Origin of the sequence: Novosphingobium sp. MD-1 (assembly GCF_001014975.1) — a bacterium.
GTDB lineage: Bacteria > Pseudomonadota > Alphaproteobacteria > Sphingomonadales > Sphingomonadaceae > Novosphingobium.
Map to the genome: position 1 here is coordinate 72,203 of NZ_BBXA01000034.1, position 26,238 is coordinate 98,440.

Genomic DNA, 26,238 nt, shown 5'->3' on the forward strand with positions numbered 1-26,238 from the left:
CTTCTTGATGTCCTTGCTTAACTGTTTCTCGGCTGCGCCGCGCGACCGGCAGGGAACGAATATCCGGCCCTGAGTGCACGCGGGATCTTCATCGAATTGGCCTTCCTCCGCGCAGAAGGACCTGCCGGATCGCGCTATGTCCCCTGAACCGTCGTGGAACGCCCACCCCGAACCCGCTGGAGCAGGTACAATCCCCCGCCAAGGAACACGAGCCCGGCGCAAAGCCCTGCCCGCTGGCTGGCAAATACTTGCGTCAGCACCGCGATCGACAAAGGCCCCATGAACGAGGTGGCGGTACCCGACAGGGCATAGATGCCGAACAGCTCGTTCATGGCATCGCGCGGCGCAAGCTTGGCGAGCATCGTCCGGCTGGACACCAGGCCCGAGGTCACGAAGAACGCGGCCAGCCCCTCGGCAACAAAGAAAGCCTTGTCCGCCGCGCGCGGGAACAACCCTCCGGTGACATGAGGATCCGTCGGTACGAACAGCACCGTATCGGGACCGATCGTCACCAACAGGAGGTTGGCGAAGATGCACCCTACGATGCTGATCTTCAGGGATGCCTTGGAACCCAGCCGATCATCGAGGAAGCCGCCAAGCATCGAACCGCCGACGGCTACGACGCTCAGGATCAGCCCCATCGCCGAGAGCTGCACGCCCGTCCATCCGAGCACGCCTGCTCCCACCACGCCCATGAACATCATCAGCACGATGAAGCCTTCGTTGAAGACCATCCGCGCGATCAGATAGCGCCCGACATCGGGCACGGTGCGGAGCCGGACGACGGCGGTGCGCAGCCTTCCCAGCCCTTGCGAGATGACGGCTCCCAAAGGCGCGCCGCTGGCGGAGGCATCGGGGACCCTGAACAGGATCGGCAGCGAAAAGACCAGCCACCAGCCCGCAACCACCACGGGCGTCATCCGCTCGACGAGGAAATTTCCCTCCCCCGAAGCGATCGCATAATCCGCGAACATATAGGTGCCGAACAGCAGGATGCCGGCGGCATTGGCCAGGGCATAGGCAAGGCCGCTGACCGATCCGAAGCGGCTTGGCACCGAAACCTGTGCCAGCAGCGCGTTGTAGAAGATCGAGGACAGTTCATAGCAGATGTTGGCGACCACCAGCGCCGCCGCGATCAACCATGCGCCCGTGCCCATGCCCGGCCGCGCCAGGGCAAGCAGCGCCGATGCGGGAACGGCAACTGCGATGCAGGCCGCAAGGAACGGTTTGCGGCGGCCGCCGGCGTCGGCAATCGTGCCAAGTACCGGCGCCGAGAGAGCGACAAAGACGGCCGCCGTCGAGAGGATGTACCCCCATATGGCCTGCCCCTGCACCGGGTCGGCGATCACATGGTTGGCGAAGTAGGCCGAGAAAACATAAATGTTGATGAGCACGTAGAACGGATTGCGCGCGCATTCGTAAAGCGCCCAGGCAAGCTTGCCCCGCTTGTCTTCCGTCCCGACCGATGCACCCTGGGCGGACGCGGTCGCACTCCCCCCATCAATCACGGACGAGCCCCTCGTCAGGCAGATCCGCTAAGCCCGACAGGTTATGCACTTTCGACAACGCAAACAGCCTGGCCGACTTCGGCAATGCCATCTTCTTCCACAAGGATTTCGATCATCGTGCCATCGCCCGGCGCCTCGACGACCTGCGTAACCTTCTCGGTTTCCATCTCGTAGAGCGGGTCACCCTCCTTGATGGCATCGCCAGGCTGCTTGTGCCACTTCACGATCGTGGCTTCTTCCATGTTCATGCCATATCGCGGCAGCTTGAGCTTGATCTTCATGCGAAACTCTTCTGGTCGGCGCTAACGATCGAAAGGACCGCAGCAACGATCTTCTCGGGATTGGGGAAAATGGCGGATTCCGCGTTGCCAGCGTAGGGCATGGACACGTTCGGCACCGTCACGCGCTTGATCGGGGCCTTGAGTGCGTGAAAGCACCTGTCGGCCATCAGCCCGGCAATGTACGACGCCGCGCCGCAGCGATCCTTCGCCTCGTCGACCAGCACCAGCCGCCCCGTCTTGCTGACCGATGCGGCGATGCCGTCCTCGTCGAAAGGCACCAGCGTGCGAGGATCGATCACCTCCGCCGAAATGCCAAGCTTCTCCAGATCGCGCGCGGCCTTGAGCGCCGGCCGCACCATCGTGCCGATGGCGCAGATCGTCACGTCCTGGCCTTCGTGCGCGACGGCAGCCTTTCCGAACGGCACAAGATAGTCACCCTCCGGCACTTCCCCGCTGTCGCCGCCGCGGCCGCTTGCCTCAAGGAAAAAGGTCGGATTGTTTCCGCGGATCGCCGTGGTCAACAGCCCTTTGGCATCGGCCGGCGTCGCCGGCGTGACCACGTTGACGCCGCCAATGTTCATCAACGTAGGATAGGGGGTGTCCGAATGCTGCGCCGCCAACGATCGACCGCCGCCATAGCCCGCAATCACCGTGATCGGCAGGTTCATCTGGCCGCCGGTCATCATCCTCAGCTTGGCCATCTGGTGCGCGATCGCGTCCATGCCGGTGTAGATGAAGTTGCCGAACATCAGGTGGAGAATGACGCGGCGACCGGCCGCGGCAGCGCCCACAGCCATGCCCGTCAGCGAGTTCTCGCAGATAGGCGTGTTGTACACCCTTTCCGGCCCGAACCGGGCGAACACCTCGCGTGTGTCACCAAAGATCGCCAGTTCGACATCTTCGCCGAAGAGAATGATGTTCTTGTCCCGCTCCATCTCGTCGAGCAGCACCTGGTTGATCGCCTGAATGTACCGTTGCCTGGCCATGTGCATGAACTCCTTAGGCGCGCTGGCCGGAAAAGGTGATGTCGAAGACCAGCTCGGGATCGGCGTCCTCGCTATCGAGCGCGTACCGAACGGCCTCGTCGACCTGCCCGATTACTTGCGCGTCGAGTTCCTCCAGTTCCTCCGCGGTGGCCGCACCTTCCTGGATCAGCCGTGCCGCGAAGCGAAGGATCGGGTCCTTGTCCGGCGCCTTCCACACGTCGATCTCGTCCTGCGTGCGGTAGGAATATCCGCCGAGGAACGCATCCTCTGCTTCGAGATGCCCGCGTATCCGGTAAGTCAGGGTTTCGATGAACGTGGAGCCGCCACCGGATTTCGCCCGATCGACCGCTTCCTTCATCGCCGCCTGCACGGCAAGAACGTCGTTCCCGTCCACCGTGATCGTCGGCAGGCCAACCGCCCTGGCGCGGTCGGTGAACTCGCCAGCGGTGACCTTCCTGGTAATGGTGAACTCGGACAGCCCGTTGTTCTCCAGAACCCAGATAACCGGGAACGACCACACCGCGCTCATGTTCAGGGATTCCATCAGCACGCCCTGATTTGCCGCGCCATCGCCGAACAGACAGACCGCAACCTTTTTCTCGCCCGCCACCTTGATGCCCATCGCAGCACCGGCGGCGATAGCGATGCCGCCGCCGACGATGCCGTTTGCGCCAAGAATACCCTTGCTCACGTCGGCAACGTGCATCGATCCGCCCATGCCCTTGCAGATGCCGGTGCGCTTGCCCCACAATTCCGCAAACATCGCCTTCAGATCGCCGCCCTTGGCAAGAAAATGGCCATGCCCGCGGTGCGTGCTGGTAATGAAATCGGTGTCTTCAAGGACCGAGCAAACGCCGACGCCCGAGGCTTCCTGGCCGATATACAGGTGCACACCACCCGGCAGATTGCCCGCCTGAGCCTCCTTGCCAAGGCGCTCTTCGGCGCGCCGGATCAAGAGCATGCGTTCATACAGCTCCATCCACTCGGCGCGCTTTGCCTCATCCACGTTCGAAAGCTGGCTCAAGGCACTCTCCATCTGATCTTGTCGGGCACCTGGGAGAGGCTTCCCATCGGCCATGGCGCGCCAGCATGGTCCTGCCGGTCGCTTTCCTCGCTAGAGCTACCGCCTGCCCCCTTCGCCTGCGCGGATACCCGTGCACCAAAAAACGACTGTGAGTGCACCGCCCCGGGTTTGGGCTAAACCGGCTTGACCATATCTGGCATGTCTCCTCCGGCTATCGGCCGTGAACGGAGTACCAGGGAAATGAGAGCCGCAACGTTTCAAGGCCTGAACCAGCCGCTGACAGTCGAGACCGTCGCTGATCCCGAACCCGGCAAGGAAGAAGTGGTTGTTAAGGTCGGTCGTTGCGGCATCTGCGGCAGCGACCTGCACATGGCGCAGGACGCTGCCTATGGCTGCAAGCCGGGCGATGTCTTCGGCCATGAATTTGCCGGCGAAGCGGCCGCTGTCGGCCGGGATGTGAGCGGCCTGAGGACGGGCGATCTGGTTTCGGTCATTCCGCTGATGAGTTGCGGCCAATGCGCCTCTTGCCGGCGCGGGGCCGTACAATGGTGTGCATCCTTCGCGTTGCAGGGCGGCGGGTACGCCGAATATGCCAAGGCCCGGGTCAACCAGTGCGTCAAGCTCGGAGCGAATGTGACCCTCGCAGATGGAGCGATTGTCGAACCTCTTGCAGTTGCGCTGCACGGACTCAACCGTTCCGGCCTGCGCCCGGGAGACAAAGTGCTCGTCCTCGGAGCGGGACCGATCGGCCTAGCTCTGGCCTTCTGGGCCCGTCGTCGCGGTGCTTCGCGCGTTGTTGTGCAGGATATCGCCCATTTCCAGCGGGATCGCGCCATCGAGATGGGGGCGGATGCCTTCATCGTCGACCTCGACGACCCGGTTGGAAGCGCGGAGCGGGCATTGGGCGGCAAGGCGGATATCGTCTTTGAATGCGTGGGCGTTCCGGGCCTGCTCAATCAAGCTGTCGATCAGGTGAAGCCCCAGGGCACTGTCTTTCTGTTAGGGTTGTGCACCAAGCCGGATCCACTCAACACCTTCACCATGCTTGCAAAGGAAGTCAGCCTTGTCCCTTCGGCGTTCTTCACGGTTCCGGATTACGAGGCATCGCTCGCGGCCCTCGACAGTGGCACTGTGGAGCCGCGGCTGATGATAACGGGAACGGTTACCCTGGATGAGACCCCGGCGATGTTCGAAAGCCTGAAGCATCGATCCGGACATTGTAAGGTTATGATTTCCCCTTCGTGAGCTAATTCAGCAGTTGCGGACGCTTCCCGGGGCGAAAGGAATATCGGCTGGTCGACGATCAACTGACGCTCCACATCCGCGGTGTCCAAGATTCGCATCATGTCCCCAGTGACTAGCACCCCATGATCCTCTGACAGGCGATCGAGCGCGTCCAGATGGCCGTGCACAGTCCGCCATCGTCCTCGCCATGTGCGGGGTAGAGGATGCGGGACGCATCAAGATGGATTTTGCGTCGTTCGCCGAAACAGGCATGATCTTCATAATCATCGTCGAATGCTAACATGAACGTGTTTATGAAACGGGATGGCTGTGGCCAAGACCCATCGTCGAGATCCTTGGCGCGCGGGCAACGTACAAGCGGCCACGGTCGCCTTCGACGCGATCGTTATCAAGGCGTGTTGTTCGAAGGTCCGTATTCCCCGGAACTTGGCGGAAAGCGATCCAGCGGCTGTGTCCCAGCTCTCGTCATTCAAGCGCCCACGGCGACGGTGAACGAACGGCGGGTTCCGACGTCGCAACTCAAGCCCCTGAAGGTCCGGTATTGCGGCGGGAGGCGACCTGCCACCATCCTTGGCTTTTCTCAGCATTCAGCCATCGATCGCCCGCCGCGAGATGCTCACCATGCCTGCGACGAGAGCAAACAGCGCACCCACGATAAGGCCGATGCGCGGCGCAAGATTTGGCGTTGTTAAGGTGAACAGCGCAGTCATTAGGACGGCGCCCGCAGTCTGCCCGGTCAGCCGCGCCATGCCCTGCATGCCGCCTGCGGCGGCGCTCCTCTCCGGCGGGGCGGCGAGGAACATCGTTCTATTGTTCGGGACATTGAACAGCCCGAATCCCACGCCGCAGATTGACGCGAACAGCGCGAGCGCCTCGAGGTTGCCCTGCAGAGGCCACAGTGCCGCGCTTGCCAGGCCGATCGAGAGGAGCGCAGCGCCGCCAGCACAGAGCCACGCCGCAGGCAAGCGGTCCGCAAGACGGCCCGACAACGTTGCTGTTGCAGCGACGCTGAGCGGCCAGGCGGTCATATAGAGGCCGGTCGCGAGCGTAGACTGATGAAACCCATATTGGAGGTAGAAGGGCAAGGCCACGATCCCGGCGGTTTGACCGGTGAAACACATGACCGAGGCGATCACCGAAGTCCGGAATGATTGCGACCGCAGCAGGTCGATCGGAATGAGCGGCTCAGCTTTCGCCCTCTCTCGCCGGACGAGCGCGATCAGGGACATTGATGCGATCGCGATCGTTGCCCAACCGAGGGCCGGTCTCTCGAGAGCAAACTCCGCGGCGAGCACCATCGCGCCGAACATCAGGCCGTTCAGCGCCATGCTCAGGACGTCCAGGTACTGCGATGACGACCTGGTCGTTGGCAGCAACTGGCTCGCGATAAGCGCGATGCACCCCACCGGGAAGTTGATCGCGAAGAGCCATGGCCAAGAGGCGTGCGAAAGGATGAGGGCGCCCACGGTGGGTGCCGCGGCTGTAGAAAGCGCCACGGTCAAGGCATTCCAGCTGATGACCCGGCCCAGCTGATCATGAGGGACGATGAAACGCAGAAGCGCGACGCCCAGCGCCATGACGGCAGCGCCGCCCAGCCCCTGCAGAAGCCGCGCCGCGAGCAGCAAAGGGAGTGTTGGCGCGAGCGAACAAAGGACGGAAGCCGCCGTGAACAGCGTCACGCCCGCGATGAACACGCGCCGATAACCCAGCCGGTGGCCGAGCGCCGAGCATGGCAGGAGCGCCATAACGAGCGCAGCCTGATAGGCGGTGATCACCAGCACAGCCGATGCGGGCGCCACGGCCAGCGCCTTGGCAATGCTCGGAAGCGCGACATTGGCCATGCCGGCGTCGAGCACCACGAGAGCCATGGCCGACAGTACGGCCGCCACCGCGATTGGCCGCCGATCGCGCGGGATGCCCGCCATTGCGCTTTGATTAGCCGCCTCGCGTGATGCGGGAGAGCCTTCGATCATGCTTCCGGCATCATGTGGGGCGCGCACTCGGCAGGCTCCGGGCGCACCGTCCAAACGCCGTTTTGCTCAATGTATCGAGTGACCCGGTGGTGCACCTTGTCCTCGACCCGCAGGTCTCTCTCGGTGAACCGGAAGAGCAAAGCTGAGTCCGAAAGACAGCGCGTGTCATGAATGTCGCCGGGCAAATAAACTTGCACCTGTCCGGCCTGAACGCGGGTTGCATCCCGCCGGACGAGGCGAACATCGCTCCTGGGATCCTCTACGCGGGCATAAGTTCGCATTTCGATCTCGCCCGACTGGACGGCATACATCACCCAGGCTCGTCCATGGTCGTGCGGGGGGCGAAACTGACCCTGCAGCTCGGTGTGCGCGAGAAGAACAAACCCGTGATCTGGATCCCGATAAAGCTCCCGATTGGCCGGCTTTTCGCGATGCAGTGCCGCTAGCCAGTCCTCTGATGGCGCTGCCTGCAGCAGCGCTTCGCCCTGTCGGCGGCATTCGTCGATCAGTTCAGTCGACAACCGCCGCCAGGCTGCGTGCACATTGCGCGTGAAGGTCGATAATGCGTTCATGGCACTTCCTCCGTCAAAGTGGGCGCAGGCGACGCTATCGACCGGGCAAAAATGCGGAAGGCGCAGCGATTGCAATTTATTGCTGCATCAGATGCAATCCACCGAAGAGGGTGATAAGTGCGCTGCCATGTCCGCGCCAGATCTCAACCTGCTCGTCGCGCTTGACGTCCTGCTGGCGGAAGGCAGCGTCGCCAAGGCCGCGCGCCGGCTTCGCCTGAGCCCGTCGGCAATGAGCCGCACCTTGGCGCGGCTCCGTGAAACGACCGGCGATCCCCTGCTGGTGCGCGCGGGACGCGGGCTGGTCGCAACACCGCGGGCAATCGCGCTTCGCGAACCCGTTCAGCAGGCGGTCGAGGACGCCCTGGAGCTGCTTCGGCCGATCGACACGATTGATCCGGCCGACTTGTCCCGGACATTCTTGATGCGCGCGAGCGACGGCTTCGTGGAGAGCTTCGGGCCAACCCTGCTTGCCATCCTGGCGGTTCAGGCGCCCGGCGTGCATCTACATTTCCTGCAGAAGCCTGACAAAGACAGCGGACCACTTCGAGACGGACAAATCGACCTCGAGACCGGCGTCATCGAGAACACCACCGGTCCTGAATTCCGAAGCCAGGCGCTCTTCGAGGACCGGCTGATCGGCCTCGTACGGCACGGCCACCCTCTCGACACGCGCAAGGTCAGCTTGCGCGCTTATCTCGATGCCCAACATGTGCTCGTCTCTCGCACAGGCTTCGAAGAGGCGGCCGCGGATCTCCCGTTCCTACCGGCCGACCTTACCCGCCGTGTATCGACGATCGTCGGGGGCTTTGCCGCCGCCCTCTCACTCGCCCGCGCATCCGATTTGGTGGCAACGGTTCCGGACCGGCACACGCGCGGCTTGCAATCGGGCCTTTCCACCTTCGAGCTGCCACTTTCGACGAAGCCATTCACGGTTTCCCTGCTCTGGCATCCGCGCATGGATGCCGACCCTGCACACCGATGGCTGCGAAGCTGCGTGCGACAGGCAGTCTCGGCTCAATAGTGTGCGGCACAGATGCATCGGAACGGCAGTCCTCGCGGGAGGAAGACGCTGGTTTATCGAAACTCGAGATCGCGGCGATAGTCGAAGCCGATTACGAATGTGTTCTGTGTCGCTGGAGCAGGGGTCGGCCGACTTATCGCATATACGGCCACCACATGAACGCCACGGCACCGCAAACTCCGAGCACAGTGATAGTGGCTGCCAGAAATATCAGCACTGCGATCATGCGCTTGGCGTGTCGCATGCGGCTGGCTGGTGCGCGCAAATAGGCTTCTAGGACCATGAGAGGAACCAGATAGGCGCCGAACTGGATGACGATGTCAGCCGGACCTGACAGGCTGTCATTCATACCGAGGCCGCCACCGGACAGCAGTACCCAGGCCATCATGCCGATGCGAAGGAACCATACGCCGTTCACGACCATGAAGGCGCGTAATGCCCAGCGACGGTGGGCAGCGAAATCGCGTTTCACCGCACATCGCCATGCGATTGTGGTGAAGGATAAGATCAACGCGCCATCGAGCGAGACCGCGAGACCGGAGACCAGCGAAAGATAGGTATAACGAACCCAGGTAAGCCACAAGCCGCTCAAGGCCATTACAATGGCGATCGAGAAAAACAGGCGGCCGCCCCACCGGTGAAGCATCGGCGCGTGCGTGCGGATCGCCGGAGCGAGTTGCAGCAAGCCGCCCGTCGTCACGAGTGCGGCCAGCAGAACATGTACGGCAAAGGTGATATTACCTATCGTGTCGCCCGAAACATATCCCTTGATCAGCGGCTTGTCGTTCCAGCCGACGAAATTGCCGGCCAGCGTCTTGGCGCCGTAGTGCGCAAGGATCATCCAGACGAATGCCAGTTGTCCCAGCGCAGCGACGACGAACCAGGTGACAGCCGATCTACGCAAAACGGCATTGTCCGCCGATGTGATTTTCGTCTTCGCCAAGCCGGAAGATGCGTTTGCGTCCATAATGCGCCCCGCTAATCTGAATAACCAAAGGGCTGATGGGGTTGTGTGCGGGCACGATCTCGCCGATTTGGAAATCGGCCATGAATTTTTGGATGTTCGACGCACATCGGTCGCCGGAAGGGATTAAGGCTATGCACGGAAAGGGGCGGGCAGTTCTGGCAGTCGACGAAGGTAGAACGAATGATGCCACGCTCTACGGCGTGCTGTTCGCAGGCGCCGCGACGGCTTTCTGCCTCCACACGCTCATGGGCGCTCGGTTGGGTGCGGCATCGCCGGTGCTGGCGATCATCGGAGATGCGACCTGCGGCTGGTCGTGGTTGGTGGTGCGCGCACTATTTCGGCAGCCGGGGCCCCAACGCCAATGGTGGCCGCTGGTCTTGGTAATCACAATGGTTGCGCTCGGGGCCGTATTGCGATTGGGCGACGACACCAACTCACCGCTGTTGCGTATGGCCGATAATGCTGAAGCGCTGACCAGTTCCGCGCTTCTACTGATAGCGGCTATCGAGCCGTTGAGAGGCATAGGCCACGCTCTGCCGCGACACGAAATGCGCTTCCGGTTTGGCTTCGCTGCCACTTACATGGTGATGCTGGCGATCGCTGTCCTTTGGATCGACGGTGCGCCAGAGGAAAGTGCAACAGCGCGGTTGGGAGGTGCGGTCAAAGCACTCTGCGCGCTAGCGTCCTTGACGGGCATGGGGTTCGCGATCTGGTATCGCGCGCGCCATCCGATCGAAGACTTTGTGAAAGACAAGCGGCGAACACACGCTGACGACCATGAACTTGGGGCGCGTATCCTGCACATAATACGCGGTGAGCAGGCTTTCGCTCAGCCCGACCTGAAGGTCGCCGAGCTCGCACGCCAGCTCGGGGAGCCCGAATACAAGATCTCCCGATGTATCACGGGCACGCTCGGTTTTCGAAACTTCAACCAGATGGCCAATGTCTTCCGCTTGGAAGAAGCGAAGCGGAAACTCGCCGACCCGGCTTTGGATCATTTGCCAATCCTGACAATCGCGCTTGACTGCGGCTTTGGTTCGATTGGTCCGTTCAACCGCTTCTTCAAATTGGAGACCGGCATAACACCCAAACACTTCCGACGCTCCATGCGGTTAGCTGCGCCCGATTCCGATCGTTGCGGACCTCATTCGGGCCGATGAACGTGTAGCGGGTTTCAAAGAGGCGATTTAGAGCCCTGAACGAAGGTACGGCGGCGGCTACGTCCACGCGCGCACCACTCAGGTTACCAGCATCAAGGTTGAGATCGTCTGCAAGATCCCGGCCAATCAGGCTTCGTCGTCCTGCCAACGCGAGAGTTGTAAGCTCAGGTCAGCACTACTGGTAAAGTCGATTGTCACGCCCGAACCGGCTCGTCCCACGCGATTTGGCCACGTGGGCTGCACGCATCACTGGTCCTGACTGGGTGAGGTCTTTGGCTGCCGTTTGTCCATGGGCAGACGACATGCCCGTTGGTCACGGCACGCCGGGTTCGCCGTGCGACGTTTGCTCTGCCAACCCGCGCCAGGCGGCGAGGTCCGCGGACACTGCCGCCAGCTTGGCATCAATTCGCGCAAGTGCGTCCCGGCCTAGCGGCAGGCGCAGTGGCGGCTGTTCGGCTAGGATGGCCTGCATCAGCACCGCCATGCCCTTGCGCGGGTCGCCGAGCTGGACCCCATCGTTGGCGGCGCTGAAGTCGCGCGTCGCGCCGCTCGTTGCCTCGTAGGCGGCGAGGCGCGTGTTGCCCATGGCAATCGAACGACCGAGGAACGCGGTTCGAAAGGCCCCGGGTTCGACGATGATCACCTTGATGCCAAAGGGGGCAACTTCTTCGGCGAGGGCTTCGGACAGCCCTTCGACCGCAAACTTGCTGGCATTGTAAAGGCCGAAACCCTGCCGCCCGGTGAAACCGCCAACCGACGACAGGTTGACGATGCGTGCGCCGCCATGGCGACGCATGAGGGGCAATGCGGCCCGCGTCACCTCGATCAGGCCGAATAGATTGGTTTCGAACATCGGGCGGTATTCGTGGGGCTGCAACTCCTCAACAGCGCCCACCAGCCCGAAGCCCGCGTTGTTGACCAGCACATCCACCCGGCCAAAGGCGGCCTCGGCTTGTGCCATGACGGCGGCGATGGAGGCTGGGTCGGTCACATCCAGCGCCAGCGTGAGCAATTGGCCCGCGCTGCCGGCGCCGAGGTCGGCGAGCGGCTCGATCTTGCGGGCTGTCGCGATCACGCGGTCACCGCGTGCCAGCGCCATTTCCGCGAGGATGCGGCCAAAGCCAGACGAGCATCCCGTGATCAGCCAGACTTTGCTGTGAGTATCGTTCATGACAGCTCTCCTTGAGGGGGTTTCAAGCAATGTTGATGGCGATCTTGCCTTGCGCGCGCTGCGCGCCGTTGCGGCCGGTGACCGCGTCGTACGCGGCATCAATCTGATCCATCGTGAACTGGCGCGGATCGAGCCGGGGCAGCAATTGGCCGCGTTCGGCCATCTTGGCGACTGCGCCCAAAATCTCGCCATAGTGCGCGCGACCTTCGTCGGCGAGCAGGGTGTGCAGTGTGAACACGCCTGAATACGTGGCCTGCTTGAACGACAGCGGAGCCAGCGCGTGCGCACCCCAACCCAGGCAGCTTACCACATGGCCGAAGCGCCGCACCGCCTGGAACGACGCATCGAGCATCGCCCCGCCGCCGGTATCATACACCACATCGAAGCCGCGTCCTTCGGTGTGTTCGGCAACATAGTCGGCCACATCCCGCGTAGCGTCGATCGGCACGGCGCCCAGACCAAGCAGGTAATCATGGTCGGCGACAAAGGCGGTGGCAAATACGCGTGCGCCTCGCGCCAGCGCGATCTGCACCGCCACATGGCCAACGCCTCCTGCCCCGCCTTGCACCAGAACCTTGTCGCCGGGGCGGATTGCAGCGCGGTCGATCAGACCTTCCCATGCGGTGATGGTGACCAGCGGCAGGACCGCCGCCTCACGCATCGTCAAGTTGGTCGGCTTGTGCGCCAGCAGGCGGGCATCCGCGATGACATCCTGCGCCTGCGTGCCAGGCAGAGAGCCCACGCCGCCAATCAGGCCATAGACCTCGTCGCCTGCAGCAAAGCCTGTCACACCGGGACCAACATCTTCGATGACCCCGGCCACGTCCATGCCCAGCACCGCGGGCAGCGGACGGCGGGCATGCGCGGCTTCACCAGCGTGGATCTTGGTGTCGAGCGGGTTGGTTCCGCTGACGTGAACGCGGATCAAGACTTCACCCGTGCCAGCTTTGGGGCGGGCGACCGGGCGGATGTTGAAGGGGCCATTGGCGATGTCGGCAATGGCAGCGAGCGTGGTGGTCATTGAGTGCATCGGGGCATCTCCTCTTCGATGCCCCGATGATGCAGTCATCATTCTTGAATGAAAATCAATGAAGTTGCATGATATGCATTCATAATTGTTTGAGGTGCTTTTCATGCCTTCCGCGCCGCTCGAATGGAGTGACCTACCAGTTTTTCTTGCGATTGCGCGCGAAGGCACATTGGGCGCCGCGGCGCGGCGGCTGGGGCAATCGCAGCCGACGATGGGACGCCGCCTTCGGGCGCTCGAGGAAGCCACCGGTTGCACCTTGTTCCAGCGTACCGCTGACGGCTTCGTGTTGACTGATGAGGGCGTGTTGATGCTGCGCCATGCCGAGCGGATCGAGGCCGAAGCACAGGCGCTCTCGCGCGAGCTGGCGGGCAGCGAACAGCGGTTGGAGGGCATGCTGCGGCTGACTTGCTCGGACTGGTTTGGGCGGGTCATAATGGCGCCGATGCTGGCGGCATTCCATCAGCGCCACCCGGGCGTGGTGGTCGAAACGCTGACGGATGCCCGCGTCTACAGCCTGGCCCGGCGCGAAGCCGATCTGGTACTCCGCATCGTCCCGTTTGACGAGCCCGAGGTGATCGCGCGTCGGCTGATGACGGTGCCTTATGCCCTCTACGCCCCCGTGGCGTTCGGCCCGCTGCGTGAAGACGTGCCGGTGGTGGTGATGGACACCGGCTTCGGCGGCATGCCCGACGTGGGCTGGCTGATGCAGGGTTTGCCCGGTGCACGCATTGTGGCGCGAAGCAACAGCCGCGAGATGCAGGCGCGGTTGTGTGCCCTCGGGACAGGGCTCGCGGTCCTGCCCAAGCCGCTGGGTGCCGTGACGCCGGGGTTGGTGGAGGTCAACATTGGTAGTGAGCCGCCAAGCCGAGAGACCTGGCTGGGCTACCATCGTGACATGAAGCGCTTGCCGAGGCTGCGCGCCCTGGTCGACCTGATTGTGGAAAGCGCGGCGATGAGATGATGTCGCGAACGTCCACATTTGGCGTACGAGTTGCCGTTGCGGTCGGCGCGCCGCAAAGGCAACCATGTCCCAGCCCTCGTCTTTCAGCAGTGCAGCGGCCAGATGAATATATGGCCGGTTCCGATGCCCTGACCAAGAGGCCCAAACGTCCGGTGTAGAGGCGGCTCTATCACAGCGCGCCATGCAATCTTTCGAGATAGCCGCACAGCATGTCCGCCATGGCTTCGGCATAGGCATTGATCTCGGCCGGTTCGCGCGGCGTTTCCGAAAAGCTGGCGCCGACGTCGCTGAGTGTGCGTTTGATCAGATCACCGGATAGATGCCGCTGTTCCTCGCTGGCGTGAGGAAGGATTTCCGCCAGGAAATCCCGGAACAGGCGCTCGCTCCCCGCCTTGGCCTCGATCGCTTCGGGCGCATCCCGGTAGAGCGGGGCCGCATCGGCTAGCGCGCGGCGAACCGCTGCCTCTTCGCACTCCGAAAGGATGAAGGCGTGGACCAGCCTGCGCAGCCGGACGAGCGGTGGCTGTGCCTCGTCTTTCATGATGCTGGTCAACAGCGCCACGGTGCGCCGCCATTCGTCGGCCTGAAGACGGAAAAGGATCGCCGCCTTGTTGGGGAAGTACTGGTAGAGCGAACCGACGCTGACACCCGCCCGCCCTGCCACCCGGGCCGTGGTGAATCGCCGCTCGCCCTCGGTCGTCAAAACCTGAACAGCCGCATCGAGCACCGCCGCAACGAGGTCGTTCGACCGGCCCTGCTTGGGGTGCTTTCGCGAGGAAACTCCGACGTTTCGCGCCATGCCCGCTTCCTTTCCCGCCAATGCGAATAGGCCAACCTGACGAAATAGTCGTATTTATCCCGGCAGGCAAACGCCGAGGAGAAGCTTTATGAACACGCTCACCACTGCCCCTGTCGGCCCGCTGCTCGCCCGCCTCTTTGCAGAGGCCGAAGCGGCCCACCCCATGAACGATCCGGCCTTCGCGTCCATCTCGGACGAGGAGCGTGCGCACATGATGCGCGACAAGGCCGGCTATCACGATTTCTATGCGGCGCTGAAAAACTATGCGCTGCCGGTTTCGCGGGATACCGGCCGGCTGCTCTACATGCTGGCGCGCGCCGTTGGGGCGCGGTCGATCGTCGAGTTCGGCTTGTCGTTCGGACTCTCCACGCTGCACCTTGCGGCGGCGCTAAGGGACAACGGCGGCGGCCGGCTGATCACTACCGAGTTCGAACCTTCCAAGATCGCGCGGGCACGCGCGAATCTGGCGGCCGGAACGCTTTCCGACCTTGTCGAGATTCGCGAGGGCGATGCGCTGGAGACGCTGGCATCCGATCTTCCCGAGGCGATCGATCTGATGCTGCTCGATGGCGCCAAGGCGCTGTACCGGGATGTCCTGGCCACCGTGGAAAGCCGCTTGCGGCGCGGTGCCGTGATCATCGCCGACAACGCCGATCACTGCCCCGAGTATCTCGAATACGTCCGCGATCCCGCCAACGGCTATCTCACCCTGCCGTTCACGGAGGACGTCGAACTCACGATACGTCTGAATTGAGAAGGGGGAAGGAATGATGCCTTTTCGCAGGTGCGGCGTGGCGGAACCCAAAGTCAGCTGTCGGTACCATAGCGGACCTTAGCACTTCGTGCCAAAAGCCGCCCCATGATAGTGATCCGATCTTCCAAGCCTGATGACGGTGAGCGCGTTGTCGAAATCTGGCGGGACGCGGTCGATGCGACGCATCACTTCCTTGCACCGAACGATCGAATGGCCATCGACGAGATGGTATGCGGGTTTTTACCAGCAGCTCCATTGTGGCTAGCTGTCGATGCCAACGATCGGCCTATTGCATTCATGTTGATAGACGAAGGGCATATGGAAGCCCTTTTCGTCGATCCCGAGGTTCGAGGACAGGGCGTTGGCGCAGCCTTGGTGCGCCATGGGCTGTCGCTTCAATCAACTATGACGACCGACGTCAACGAACAGAACGGTCAGGCTGTCGGCTTTTACGAGCGGATGGGTTTCAGGCGAACCGGACGCTCACCGCTCGATGGGCAAGGTCGGCCTTACCCGCTGATCCATTTGCGTTATGGCGGCTAACGTAACCTCCGCTCTCTACCAGGCATCCACGTAGGCGGTACGCCGAGACATCGCGTCACGAGCAGCCGGATCCGACGATAGCTGTGGTCCAGCGGACTGAGTTCTTGCCCAATCGCGCGCCGCTGCAATGGTGAAGGCAGGAAATGTCCCGATCTTAAGCTGAGCTATGGTGGTGGAGTGGGCGATACGCCGACGAAAGACCCAGTTCTTTTTGCCGGACGCCAGCGCATTAATGATTGCGGGGCTTAGAGTTTGAGCTTTCCCCACGGTACCCTCGTCACAGGCGAGGCGCATAAAACGATGACACACATCATGACCCAAGGACTGTCCAAAGCCGGCCAGAATTGTCCAAATCTGGTCGAACGGAAAGGCCACCCTGAATGTCCGAACGCTCCGTTCCGGCATCTCGAAATCAGCGGAAAACCGCCAAAAATACAAGCTTTGAGGTGATTTTCGCGCTGGTAGCGGAGGAGGGACTCGAACCCCCGACACGCGGATTATGATTCCGCTGCTCTAACCGGCTGAGCTACTCCGCCCCATCGCGCGATCGCAGGGGATCGCTCGGCAGGCCGCGCTCTTAAGCGGGGAGCCGCGCGGGGTCAACAGGGGAAACACAGGGTGGAACAAGTTTCTGGACCGGTGTTCCCGTACCGTTTTATCGCCCTCACCCGCGGAAGGAGCACTGCGCGACGCCCTCCCACGGACCGCCCCTGTAACGGTGCAACGCCAGCCCTGCGAAGCGGAACGCGCGCGGGTGGAAACCCGCCTCCAGCGCGGTCTGCAGCGACCGCGCCGCCGCGCGTTCGACCTTGTTCTGGACGGTGACGTGCAGTCGGGGGCGATGGCTGTCCTGCGCGGTCAGCAGGCCGTGGAAATGCTCGGCGATGTCGTCCCGCAGCGCCAGCAGCGGCGCACACTCGATGGCAAAGGCCGTGCCCTTGCCCAGGTCCATCACGCCGGAAAGCCGGGCCTCTGGCGGCGCATGGTCCGCGCAGACGCGCGCCAGCAAAGCCCGTGCTTCCTCCTCTGCAAAAGGCGGAAGCGCGTGGAACAGCGTTACGTGCGCGGCCAGGAAATTGCGCTCGGGCGGAAAATGGGCACGCCGCAGGCGGTCGAGCCACGCTTGTTCGGCCGGCGGCAGCGTGGCGGTGACGATCAGTGGGGAGCGCCCGGCCGGCGCCCCTGCCCCCGCCTCGTCCGCGTCAAAGCTCTCCACGTTGCCGCCGCAGCGCGAACCACTTGGCGACGTTGGCGTTGTGCTCCTGCAGGGTGGACGCGAAGACATGCCCGCCCGTGCCATCCGCCACCATATAGATCGCTTCGGTCTTCGCCGGGTTCAGCACCGCCTCGATCGAGGCGCGGCCGGGGTTGGTGATCGGCCCCTTGGGCAGGCCGACCATGGTGTAGGTATTGTAGTCGTTGACCGCCTGGATCTCCGACTGGCGGATGCGGCGGCCCAGCGGCTTGCCCTTGGTGATCGGGTAGATGATCGTGGGGTCCGCCTGCAGCAGCATCCCCTTGCGCACGCGGTTGGAATAGAGCCCGGCGACCATGCCCCGCTCGGAAGGCTTGCCCGTCTCCTTCTCCACGATAGAGGCAAGGATCACCGCGTCGCGCGGGGTCTTGGCCACCGTATCGGGCGATCGCTTCGCCCACAGCTCGGCCAGCGTCTTGTCCATCGCCGCCTGCATCCGCTTCAGCACCGCCTCGCGGCTCTCGCCACGCTGGAAAGCATAGCTGTCGGGCAGGACCGAGCCTTCTTCCGGCACGGCGACCCTGCCGGTCAGCAGCGGCTGGTTTATCAGCCGCTCGTAGACCATGATCGACGGCAACCCTTCGGGCACGGTCACCATCCGGCGGATGGTGCCTTCGGCGCCCTGCAGGATCTTGAGGATTTCCGAAGCGCTGGCATGGCGCGGCAGCAGGAATTCGCCGGCCTTGATCGGCTCGTCGCTGCCGAACAGCTTGGCATGGGCGCGGAACGAGGACGCCGAGGGGATCGCCCCTTCCTTCTCCAGCTTGGCCGAGATGCTCCACAGCGCCACGCCATCGGGCACGACGAAAGTGGTGTCCTTCGCCAAGGGTCCGGGGCCGTACCAGGTGTAGAAAAAGCGGCCGACCGCGAACAGCAGCACCGTCGCCACCACCAGCGCCAGCAGCCAGGCCTTGCCGCGAAACATCATCTTCCGGCTCCCGGCTTTGCCGCGGACGCCACGCCGACGCCTGCTCAGACCGCTTTCACGATCACGCTGGCGTTGGTGCCGCCGAAACCGAAGCTATTGTTGAGCGCGGCGCGCACGGTGCGCTTCTTCGCATGGTGCGGCACAAGGTCCACGCCCTCGGTCCCCTCGTCGGGATTGTCGAGGTTGAGCGTCGGCGGCACGATCTGGTCGCGGATGGCGAGAATGCAGAAGATCGCTTCCACCGCGCCCGCGCCGCCCAGCAGGTGGCCGATGGCGGACTTGGTGCTGCTCATCGAAGCGCCGCCCAGATCATTGCCCAGCACGCGCTTCACCGCGCCCAGTTCGATCGTGTCGGCCATCGTCGAGGTGCCATGGGCGTTGACATAGTCGATGTCGCCCGGCTCCATCCCCGCCTTGCGCAGCGCCATGCGCATGGCCAGTTCCGCGCCCTTGCCTTCCGGGTGCGGCGCGGTGACGTGGTAGGCATCGCCCGAGAGGCCATAGCCGACGACTTCGGCATAGATCTTCGCGCCGCGCGCCTTGGCGTGCTCGTACTCTTCCAGCACCACCACGCCCGCGCCCTCGCCCATCACGAAGCCGTCGCGGTCCTTGTCATAGGGGCGGCTCGCCTGTTCGGGGCGATCGTTGTAGCTGCAGTTCAGCGCGCGCGCCTGCGCGAAGCCGGCCACGCCCAGCGGGTTGATCGTGCTTTCCGCACCGCCCGCCAGCATCACGTCGGCATCGCCGTCCTTGATCATCCGGGCCGCGTCACCGATCGAGTGCGCGCCGGTGGAGCAAGCCGTCACCACCGCGTGGTTCGGCCCCATCAGGCCATACTTGATCGAGACCTGGCCCGAGATCAGGTTGATCAGCCGCCCGTGGACGAAGTGGGGAGAAACCCGGCCCGGTCCCTTTTCGTGCAGGACGATCGATTCGCTTTCGATGCCCGGCAGCCCGCCGATGCCCGACCCGATCGAGCAGCCGGTGCGCTGCTTCAGATCGTCATCCATGTCGACAAGGCCGGCGTCTTCCAGCGCCTGCCCGGCGGCGTCGATGCCATAGACGATGAACGGATCGACCTGGCGCTGGATCTTGTGATCGACGCGCTTGCCTGGGTCGAAGCCGTATTCGTGATCCGCCGGCTTCACTTCACAGGCGATCAGGCACTTCTGACCCGTCGTATCGAACTTCGTGATCGGCCCCGCACCGGATTTGCCGGCCAGCAGGTTTTTCCACACGGTTTCAACGTCGGCTCCCAGCGGAGTGACGAGGCCCAGTCCGGTTACGACCACACGACGCATGATATTCTCCGAAACTTCCATTCGCGGCCCTGGCCCATCGCTGGCCTGGCACTTTCACGCACAACAGGCCCAGACACCTTGCGGGCTGAGCCTGTCGAGGCCCCGTCCTTCACTTTCCGGCCGGGAGTCCGGGGAAAAAGGACAGCCCTTCGACAAGCGCAGGGCAGACGGGGGTAATCTGTAAGAGCCTGATCAGCCCTTGTTTTCGTCGATGTACTTGATCGCGTCGGAAACGGTGGAGATCTTCTCCGCCGCGTCGTCCGGGATCTCGACGCCAAATTCTTCCTCGAAGGCCATGACCAGCTCGACGATGTCGAGCGAATCGGCGCCCAGGTCGTCGATGAAGCTGGCGTCTTCGGTGACCTTGTCGGCCTCGACGCCGAGGTGCTCGACAACGATCTTCTTAACGCGGTCGGCGGTATCGCTCATAAATGCCCCTTCGAAGGAAAGCGGTTGGTTTTTGTTTCGGCTTTCGCCCTAATGTGCGGATTGCTGGCTGGCAAGTAGGGCGTGAACGGCGATGCCGCAAGCACCCCACGGCCCGCCGTCATCCCTTTGACGGTTCCACCACCCGGATATGCAGTTCGCGCAGCTGCTTGAGGCCCGCCGGCGAAGGCGCGCCCATCAGCAAATCCTCCGCGCGCTGGTTCATCGGGAACAGCGAGATTTCGCGCAGGTTCTGCACGCCGCAGATCAGCATGACGATGCGGTCCACGCCGGCGGCCATGCCCCCGTGCGGCGGCGCGCCATACTGGAACGCGCGGTAAAGGCCGCCGAAACGCTCCTCGACGTCCTCCTTCGACAGGCCGACCAGCTCGAACGCCTTGACCATCGTTTCGGGCGACTGGTTGCGGATCGAGCCGGAGGCGATCTCGTAGCCGTTGCAGACGAGATCGTACTGGAAGGCGTTGATCGTCAGCGGGTCCTGCGTGTTCAGCGCCTCCAGCCCGCCCTGCGGCATCGAGAACGGGTTGTGGCTGAACTCGACCTTCTTGTTCTCCTCGTCCCATTCGTAGAACGGGAAATCGACGATCCAGCACAGCGCGAACCGGTCCTTGTCGATCAGGCCGAGCTGTTCGCCCACGCGGTTGCGGGCAAGACCCGCCAGCTTGGCCGCCTGGTCTTCCTTGCCGGCCGCGAAGAACAGGCCGTCGTCCGCCCCCAGGCCAAGTTCGGCATAGAGCTTCTCCATGCCTTCCGTGCCGTGGTTCTTGGCGATCGGACCGCCGAATTCGCCGCCCTTGCGGGTAACGTAGCCAAGCCCGGCAAAGCCTTCGCCCCGCGCCCAGTCGTTCATGTCGTCGAAGAACTTGCGGCTCTTGTCGGCCGTGCCCGGCGCCGGAATGGCGCGAACCACGCCGCCCGTGCCCACGATCTTCTCGAACAGGCCGAACCCGGACTGGGTGAAGTGCCACGAAACGTCGGTAATGAGCAGCGGGTTGCGCAGGTCCGGCTTGTCCGAACCATACTTGAGCATGGCTTCGCTGTAGGGGATGCGCGGGAACTGGCCGATCGGGGTGACCGGGCGCCCTTCCGCGAACGCCTCGAACACGCCGCCGATCACCGGCTCCATCGTTTCCCAGACTTCCTCCTGCGTCACGAAGCTCATTTCCAGGTCGAGCTGGTAGAACTCGCCCGGCAGGCGGTCGGCACGCGGGTCCTCGTCGCGGAAGCACGGGGCGATCTGGAAATAACGGTCGAAGCCCGCCACCATCAGCAGCTGCTTGTACTGCTGCGGCGCCTGCGGCAGCGCATAGAACTTGCCGGGATGGATGCGGCTCGGCACCAGGAAATCGCGCGCGCCTTCGGGGCTGGAGGCGGTGAGGATCGGCGTCGAATATTCGGTGAAGCCGGCGGCTTCCATGCGGCGACGCATGTCCGAAATGACCTTGGTGCGCTTGACGATGTTGGCGTGCAGCGTTTCGCGGCGCAGGTCGAGGAAGCGGAACTTGAGGCGGATGTCCTCCGGATATTCCTGTTCGCCGGCCACCGGCAGCGGCAGCTCCTCCGCCGCCGCCAGCACCGTTGCGGACCGGGCGAAGACCTCGATCGCGCCGGTCGGCAGGTTCGGGTTGACGGTGCCCTCGGCGCGCGCCTTCACTTCGCCATCGATCGTCACCACGCTTTCCACGCGCAGCCCTTCCAGCAGCGGCAGCGCCGCGCTGTCGGCATCGGCGACGATCTGCGTCATGCCATAGTGATCGCGCAGATCGACGAACAGCACGCCGCCGTGATCGCGCTTGCGATGGACCCAGCCGGAAAGGCGAACCACCTGGCCGACATGCTCGCGCGAGAGGGCGCCGCAGGTATGGGAACGGTAAAGGTGCATCGAAGGTCTTTCCAATCGGTCTGCAATAAGGCAGGGGGATATGCGCGGCTAACAGGCGATAGCCGTCATTTTGTCAAGCCGAGGACCCGCACGGGTCCATCCACAGGCCCCCGAAGGGGACGGGGTCAAAAAGAAAAGATCGATGAAGATACATTCGCTGATCACCACCACCGACGCTCTCGCCGCCTTGTGCGAACGCCTCGCGAAGTCCGATTTCGTCACCGTCGACACGGAATTCATGCGCGAGAACACCTATTGGCCCGAACTCTGCCTGGTGCAGATCGCCAATACCGAGGAAGCCGCCGCAGTCGATCCGCTCGCGCCGGGAATCGACCTTTCCCCGCTGCTCGACCTGCTGGTCGACAACGAGGAGGTGCTCAAGGTTTTCCACGCCGGCGGGCAGGACGTGGAAATCATCTACAACCTCACCGGCAAGACCCCGCACCCGATCTTCGACACGCAGATCGCGATGATGGCGGTCAGCCAGTCGGAACAGATCGGCTATTCCAACCTCGTCGAAAGCTGGCTGGGCCTGTCGATCGACAAGGGCGCGCGCTTCACCGACTGGTCGCGCCGGCCGCTCACCGAACGGCAGATCGAATACGCGATCGGCGATGTCACGCACCTGTCGAAGATCTTTCCCAAGCTGCTCAAGCGCCTGATCAAGACCGGGCGCGGCGAATGGCTCGACATCGAGATGGAAAAGCTGGCGGACCCGGCCAACTACAAGTCCGATCCGCAGACCGTGTGGCAGAAGATCCGCCCCCCCAGCCGCAACCCCGCGGTCCTTGGCCGGATGCGGGCCATCGCCGCCTGGCGCGAGGCCGAGGCGATGGACAAGAACATCCCGCGCGGCCGCATCATGCGCGATGAAACGCTGGCCGACATCGCCAGCCACCCCCCGCGTGAACAGCACGAACTCGCCAAGGTGCGCGGGCTTTCGAGCGGATGGAAGGACAACGAGATCGGCCGCCGCCTGATGCAAACGCTCGCCGAGGCGAAGCCGCTGACCGAAGCCGAAATGCCGCCCAAGGCGCCGCGCGGCGCGCCGCTGGGCAAGGAAGGCGCGCTGGTGGCCGACCTGCTCAAGCTGCTGCTCAAGATTCGCAGCCGCGAGATCGACATCGCCGCCCGCCTGCTGGCGCGCAGCGACGATCTGGAGGCGCTGGCCGCCGGGCAGCGGCGCAATCTGCCGATCCTGGAAGGATGGCGCTTCGAACAGTTCGGGCGCGACGCGCTCGATCTCGTCGAAGGCAAGCTGGCCTTCGCGGTCGTCGGCGGCAAGCTCAAGATGGCGCACATCGACGACATCGGCGGCGGCAGCGCGGCCGAACCGGTCGCGCATATCGACTGAGCGCATGTCCACCTACCTGCCCACGCTCAAGCAGCTCCAGTATCTCGTCGCCCTGCACGAACACGGCCACTTCGGCCGAGCGGCGGATGCGTGCTTCGTCTCGCAGTCCACGCTTTCGGCTGGCCTGCGCGAACTGGAAACGCTGCTGGGCGTGACGCTGGTCGAACGCACCCGCCGCGTCGTGCGCTTCACGCCGCTGGGCAACCAGGTCGTCGCCAAGGCGCACCGCCTGCTGCGCGAGGCGGAGGAGTTGTCCGAACTCGTCCAGTCGCACGGTGCGCCACTGGCCGGGGAACTGCGCATGAGCGTGATCCCCACGATCGCGCCGTTCCTGCTGCCGCGCATCCTGCCGCGCCTGCGCAAGGAACGCCCACAACTGCGCCTGTTCCTGCGCGAGGAGCCGAGCGCGGCGGCAATCGAATCGCTCCACCACGGGCGCGCCGATTGCGTGCTGCTGGCCCTGCCCTTCCCCACCGGCGAAGTGGAAGCGGAACACCTGTTCAACGACCGGCTCTATGTCGCCTTCCCCAAGGACGATCCGCGCGATCCGCCGGCCAGCGTTCCGCCCAGCATCATCGACGAGAACCGCCTGCTGTTGCTGGAGGACGGGCACTGTCTGAAGGAACACGCGCTGGCCGCGTGCAACCGCCCGGAACTGCGCGCCAGCGCCACCATGATCGGCACGTCGCTGCACACCCTGGTGCAGATGGTCGATAACGGGCTGGGCCTGACCATGCTGCCCGAAATGGCGGTCGAGGCGGGCATTCTCCACGATACCGAGATCGTCGCGCGCCCGCTACAGGCCGACCATGCCTGGCGCGAGATCGCGCTGGTCTGGCGCAAGAATTCGCCGCGGGGCGAAGAGTTCAGGCTGCTGGCGCAGGAGCTGCGGGCCGGCTGAAACGACGCCGGCTGGCCAGCGTCAGTCCATGTGCTTGAGGCCCACCCGCAGATAATCCCACCCGGTCACCAGCGTCAGCGCGGCCGCGCCCCACAGCGTGGTGAGCCCCACGGTGTGCGGCAGGTTGAAGGTGAAGCCGCCCAGCGTCGCCGTCCAGCCCGGCAGCGCCCCGCCCAGGATCAGCGCGCCCAGCGACACCATCTGGAACGTCGTCTTCCACTTGGCGAGCTTGGACACCGGCACCGAAACCTGGATGCCGCCCAGAAACTCGCGCAGGCCCGACACGGCGATCTCGCGCAGCAGGATCACCAGCCCCGCGATCACGTGCATGTCGCCCACATAAGGCCCGGTCAGCACGCCCTGCGCGGTCAGCACGAGGATGACCGCCGCCACCATGATCTTGTCGGCGATGGGATCGAGGAAGATGCCGAGCTTCGAGACCGCCCCCTGCGCCCGCGCCAGATAGCCGTCGAAATAGTCGGTGATGCCCATCAGGCAATAGACCGCGAAACCGATCCCGTAGCCCAGCGGCCAGCGGGGGAACCACAACAGCGCGGCTAGCACCGGAACGGTGACAATGCGCGACAGCGTCAGGATGTTGGGCAGCGTCAGCATCACCCCTGCCATACGATGCTCTGCCGCAACGCGAAACCTCCAGTCCTGAATTTTCTGACGTCACGGAAACATCACGCGAAACTGCAACGAGGCGTGGCCCGCAACGGGACACCCGCGTGGCCACCGGTGCCGGAATTGCCTCCGGCCTGTGTGAAAACATGCGTTTGCCCCTTGCCCGCACCGGTCTTGGCGGTAAGGGTCTGCGGCGAACGGGGATGCTTGGCCAGAAAGTATGACGACATCGACGCATCTCATTCATACGCGCCGGTTTCTGCCCTTGTTCGTCACGCAGCTGCTGGGCGCGTTCAACGATAATCTCTTCAAGAACGCGATGGTGCTGTACGTGGTTTACAGCATCTACAACTCCGAAGCGGAAGAGGCGCGCTTTTCCGCGATAGCCTCGGCACTGTTCATCCTGCCGTTCTTCCTGCTTTCGGCGCTGGCCGGGCAACTGGCCGACATGCGCGACAAGGCGCGGATCATCCGCATCATCAAGTTCTGCGAAATCCTGATCATGCTGGCGGGCGGCGCCGGCCTGGTGCTGGCATGGAAGGGCATCGCCATCCACACCGCCGCCATTCCACTGATGCTGGCCGCGCTGCTGGCCATGGGGGTGCATTCCACCTTTTTCGGTCCGATCAAGTACGCGATCCTTCCGCAGCACCTGCACGCCAACGAGGTGCTGGCCGGCACCGGACTGGTCGAAGCGGGCACCTATCTCGCGATTCTGGCGGGTACGATCCTGGCGGGATGGATTCCGGTCGAATGGGCCGCAGGGGGCGTGATCGTCACCGCCATGATCGGCTATCTCGCCGGCCGGCAGGTTCCCCCGGCAGAGCCGCTGATTGCCGCGCAACCGCTCGATTACCACATCTGGCGTTCCTCGCTAACGCTCATCCGCAACACCACCCGGCACCGGCGCGTGTTTCTGGCGATCATGGCGATCAGCTTCTTCTGGACGATCGGCGCGGTGCTGTTCATCCAGTTCCCCCCGCTCGCCAAGAACGTGCTCAGCGCCAGCAAGGAAGTGGCCAGCCTGTTCCTCGTGGTGTTCTCGATCGGCGTCGCCATCGGCTCGGTTTCGATCAACGCGCTGCTCAAGGGGACGGTATCGGCACGCTATTCGCCGTGGTCGGTGATCGCGATGGGCCTGTTCATCGTCGCCTTCCACTTCGTTTGCCGGGCCTGGACGCCGCCCGAGGACGGCCTGCTGATGAACGTCGGCACCTTCGTCCATCATCCCATGGCGGTGCCGCTGCTGCTTTCGCTGCTCGGCATCGCGGTGGCCGGCGGCATGTTCGTGGTGCCGCTCTACGCGTTCCTCACCACCGTGGTCGACAAGTCCGAAACCGCGCGCACGATCGCGGCCAACAACATCGTCAACTCGGGCGCGATGGTCGTCGGCGCAGCGCTGGCGGCGGGCCTCAGCGCGGCCAAGGTGGCGCTGATCGACCAGTTGCTGCTGGGCGCGGCGATGTGTCTGGTATCCGCCTGGCTTGGCCAGTTGCTCTACGCGGCCGAGCGCGCCTGCGCCGATGAGGTTTCGCCAGCCTGACCCGG

General features: G+C 63.7%; 26 protein-coding genes and 1 tRNA gene. 9 read left to right on the forward strand and 18 right to left on the reverse strand.

The window, feature by feature from the left end:
• Window positions 1–134 precede the first annotated feature (134 nt).
• Genes NMD1_RS20385 through NMD1_RS20400 form a run of 4 tightly spaced genes read right to left on the reverse strand, consistent with a single transcriptional unit; the run spans window position 135 to window position 3,799 of the window.
• Complete coding sequence (locus tag NMD1_RS20385; protein ID WP_158454035.1) at window positions 135–1,508, reverse strand: MFS transporter; 1,374 nt, start codon at window positions 1,506–1,508, stop codon at window positions 135–137.
• A 41-nt stretch (window positions 1,509–1,549) separates the two neighbouring features.
• Window positions 1,550–1,789, reverse strand: a complete 240-nt coding sequence (locus tag NMD1_RS20390; RefSeq protein WP_125957037.1) for a lipoyl domain-containing protein — start codon at window positions 1,787–1,789, stop codon at window positions 1,550–1,552.
• Window positions 1,786–2,775 (reverse strand): alpha-ketoacid dehydrogenase subunit beta, encoded by a 990-nt coding sequence (locus NMD1_RS20395; RefSeq protein WP_125957039.1) that lies wholly within the window; start codon window positions 2,773–2,775, stop codon window positions 1,786–1,788. Before NMD1_RS20395 ends, NMD1_RS20390 begins: the two co-directional genes overlap by 4 nt.
• 13 nt (window positions 2,776–2,788) lie before the next feature.
• Complete coding sequence (locus tag NMD1_RS20400) at window positions 2,789–3,799, reverse strand: thiamine pyrophosphate-dependent dehydrogenase E1 component subunit alpha (protein WP_233497893.1); 1,011 nt, start codon at window positions 3,797–3,799, stop codon at window positions 2,789–2,791.
• A 240-nt stretch (window positions 3,800–4,039) separates the two neighbouring features.
• On the opposite strand from NMD1_RS20400, the gene NMD1_RS20405 reads away from it, so the two are divergent.
• The gene (locus NMD1_RS20405; protein WP_125957042.1) at window positions 4,040–5,044 is read left to right on the forward strand and encodes an alcohol dehydrogenase catalytic domain-containing protein; all 1,005 of its coding nucleotides are present in this window, start codon (window positions 4,040–4,042) and stop codon (window positions 5,042–5,044) included.
• Window positions 5,045–5,631: 587 nt separating this feature from the next.
• Here NMD1_RS20405 and NMD1_RS20410 read toward each other — a convergent pair.
• Both NMD1_RS20410 and NMD1_RS20415 read right to left on the reverse strand, forming a co-directional pair.
• The gene (locus tag NMD1_RS20410) at window positions 5,632–7,017 is read right to left on the reverse strand and encodes an MFS transporter (protein ID WP_199558180.1); all 1,386 of its coding nucleotides are present in this window, start codon (window positions 7,015–7,017) and stop codon (window positions 5,632–5,634) included.
• Window positions 7,014–7,589, reverse strand: a complete 576-nt coding sequence (locus NMD1_RS20415; RefSeq protein WP_125957044.1) for a hypothetical protein — start codon at window positions 7,587–7,589, stop codon at window positions 7,014–7,016. The genes NMD1_RS20410 and NMD1_RS20415 overlap by 4 nt, the downstream gene beginning before the upstream one ends.
• Between NMD1_RS20415 and NMD1_RS20420 the strand changes: the two genes are divergently transcribed.
• Window positions 7,588–8,610, forward strand: coding sequence for a LysR family transcriptional regulator (locus NMD1_RS20420; RefSeq protein ID WP_233497895.1), 1,023 nt, complete (start codon window positions 7,588–7,590; stop codon window positions 8,608–8,610). The genes NMD1_RS20415 and NMD1_RS20420 overlap by 2 nt on opposite strands.
• 133 nt (window positions 8,611–8,743) lie before the next feature.
• Here the strand turns inward: NMD1_RS20420 and NMD1_RS20425 are convergent, their stop codons facing one another.
• The gene (locus tag NMD1_RS20425) at window positions 8,744–9,577 is read right to left on the reverse strand and encodes a DUF2306 domain-containing protein (RefSeq protein WP_125957047.1); all 834 of its coding nucleotides are present in this window, start codon (window positions 9,575–9,577) and stop codon (window positions 8,744–8,746) included.
• Between the two features lie 80 nt (window positions 9,578–9,657).
• Here NMD1_RS20425 and NMD1_RS20430 point away from each other — a divergent pair, with 80 nt between their 5' ends.
• A complete protein-coding gene (locus NMD1_RS20430; protein ID WP_199558181.1) occupies window positions 9,658–10,737 on the forward strand; it encodes an AraC family transcriptional regulator in 1,080 nt (359 codons plus the stop codon).
• A 313-nt stretch (window positions 10,738–11,050) separates the two neighbouring features.
• Here the strand turns inward: NMD1_RS20430 and NMD1_RS20435 are convergent, their stop codons facing one another.
• Entirely contained in the window at window positions 11,051–11,908 is an 858-nt protein-coding gene (locus NMD1_RS20435) for an oxidoreductase (RefSeq protein WP_125957049.1), read from the reverse strand.
• A 22-nt stretch (window positions 11,909–11,930) separates the two neighbouring features.
• Window positions 11,931–13,043, reverse strand: a complete 1,113-nt coding sequence (locus tag NMD1_RS20440; RefSeq protein ID WP_233497896.1) for a zinc-dependent alcohol dehydrogenase family protein — start codon at window positions 13,041–13,043, stop codon at window positions 11,931–11,933.
• Between NMD1_RS20440 and NMD1_RS20445 the strand changes: the two genes are divergently transcribed.
• A complete protein-coding gene (locus NMD1_RS20445) occupies window positions 13,042–13,899 on the forward strand; it encodes a LysR family transcriptional regulator (protein ID WP_125957051.1) in 858 nt (285 codons plus the stop codon). The genes NMD1_RS20440 and NMD1_RS20445 overlap by 2 nt on opposite strands.
• A gap of 169 nt (window positions 13,900–14,068) precedes the next feature.
• Here the strand turns inward: NMD1_RS20445 and NMD1_RS20450 are convergent, their stop codons facing one another.
• Window positions 14,069–14,698: a TetR family transcriptional regulator gene (locus tag NMD1_RS20450; RefSeq protein WP_125957054.1), complete on the reverse strand. Its 630-nt coding sequence runs from the start codon at window positions 14,696–14,698 to the stop codon at window positions 14,069–14,071.
• A gap of 88 nt (window positions 14,699–14,786) precedes the next feature.
• On the opposite strand from NMD1_RS20450, the gene NMD1_RS20455 reads away from it, so the two are divergent.
• Complete coding sequence (locus tag NMD1_RS20455; protein WP_125957056.1) at window positions 14,787–15,452, forward strand: O-methyltransferase; 666 nt, start codon at window positions 14,787–14,789, stop codon at window positions 15,450–15,452.
• Between the two features lie 105 nt (window positions 15,453–15,557).
• Window positions 15,558–15,995 carry an acetyltransferase gene (locus NMD1_RS20460; RefSeq protein ID WP_125957058.1) on the forward strand — a complete coding sequence of 146 codons (438 nt, stop codon included), beginning with the start codon at window positions 15,558–15,560 and terminating at the stop codon, window positions 15,993–15,995.
• A gap of 15 nt (window positions 15,996–16,010) precedes the next feature.
• On the opposite strand, the gene NMD1_RS21795 is transcribed toward NMD1_RS20460, so the two are convergent.
• From NMD1_RS21795 to aspS, 7 genes are all read right to left on the reverse strand, one after another.
• A complete protein-coding gene (locus tag NMD1_RS21795; RefSeq protein WP_375600814.1) occupies window positions 16,011–16,400 on the reverse strand; it encodes an Arm DNA-binding domain-containing protein in 390 nt (129 codons plus the stop codon).
• Between the two features lie 54 nt (window positions 16,401–16,454).
• Window positions 16,455–16,531 (reverse strand) — tRNA-Met (locus NMD1_RS20465).
• A 128-nt stretch (window positions 16,532–16,659) separates the two neighbouring features.
• Entirely contained in the window at window positions 16,660–17,211 is a 552-nt protein-coding gene (locus NMD1_RS20470; protein WP_233497898.1) for a 2'-5' RNA ligase family protein, read from the reverse strand.
• Window positions 17,198–18,178, reverse strand: coding sequence for an endolytic transglycosylase MltG (mltG, locus tag NMD1_RS20475; RefSeq protein ID WP_124809056.1), 981 nt, complete (start codon window positions 18,176–18,178; stop codon window positions 17,198–17,200). Before mltG ends, NMD1_RS20470 begins: the two co-directional genes overlap by 14 nt.
• A gap of 44 nt (window positions 18,179–18,222) precedes the next feature.
• Window positions 18,223–19,479 carry a beta-ketoacyl-ACP synthase II gene (fabF, locus tag NMD1_RS20480; RefSeq protein WP_125957062.1) on the reverse strand — a complete coding sequence of 419 codons (1,257 nt, stop codon included), beginning with the start codon at window positions 19,477–19,479 and terminating at the stop codon, window positions 18,223–18,225.
• Between the two features lie 192 nt (window positions 19,480–19,671).
• Window positions 19,672–19,908 carry an acyl carrier protein gene (locus NMD1_RS20485; protein WP_028657713.1) on the reverse strand — a complete coding sequence of 79 codons (237 nt, stop codon included), beginning with the start codon at window positions 19,906–19,908 and terminating at the stop codon, window positions 19,672–19,674.
• A 118-nt stretch (window positions 19,909–20,026) separates the two neighbouring features.
• The gene (gene aspS, locus NMD1_RS20490; protein ID WP_125957064.1) at window positions 20,027–21,808 is read right to left on the reverse strand and encodes an aspartate--tRNA ligase; all 1,782 of its coding nucleotides are present in this window, start codon (window positions 21,806–21,808) and stop codon (window positions 20,027–20,029) included.
• 142 nt (window positions 21,809–21,950) lie between these two features.
• Here aspS and rnd point away from each other — a divergent pair, with 142 nt between their 5' ends.
• Together rnd and NMD1_RS20500 are read left to right on the forward strand one after the other, a co-directional pair.
• Window positions 21,951–23,162 (forward strand): ribonuclease D, encoded by a 1,212-nt coding sequence (gene rnd, locus NMD1_RS20495; protein ID WP_124809053.1) that lies wholly within the window; start codon window positions 21,951–21,953, stop codon window positions 23,160–23,162.
• 4 nt (window positions 23,163–23,166) lie between these two features.
• Window positions 23,167–24,063: a hydrogen peroxide-inducible genes activator gene (locus tag NMD1_RS20500; RefSeq protein WP_124809052.1), complete on the forward strand. Its 897-nt coding sequence runs from the start codon at window positions 23,167–23,169 to the stop codon at window positions 24,061–24,063.
• 21 nt (window positions 24,064–24,084) lie between these two features.
• Here NMD1_RS20500 and pgsA read toward each other — a convergent pair whose 3' ends face one another.
• Window positions 24,085–24,678, reverse strand: a complete 594-nt coding sequence (gene pgsA / locus NMD1_RS20505) for a CDP-diacylglycerol--glycerol-3-phosphate 3-phosphatidyltransferase (RefSeq protein ID WP_124809051.1) — start codon at window positions 24,676–24,678, stop codon at window positions 24,085–24,087.
• A gap of 232 nt (window positions 24,679–24,910) precedes the next feature.
• Here pgsA and NMD1_RS20510 point away from each other — a divergent pair, with 232 nt between their 5' ends.
• Complete coding sequence (locus NMD1_RS20510) at window positions 24,911–26,233, forward strand: MFS transporter (protein ID WP_124809050.1); 1,323 nt, start codon at window positions 24,911–24,913, stop codon at window positions 26,231–26,233.
• Window positions 26,234–26,238: the final 5 nt, after the last annotated feature.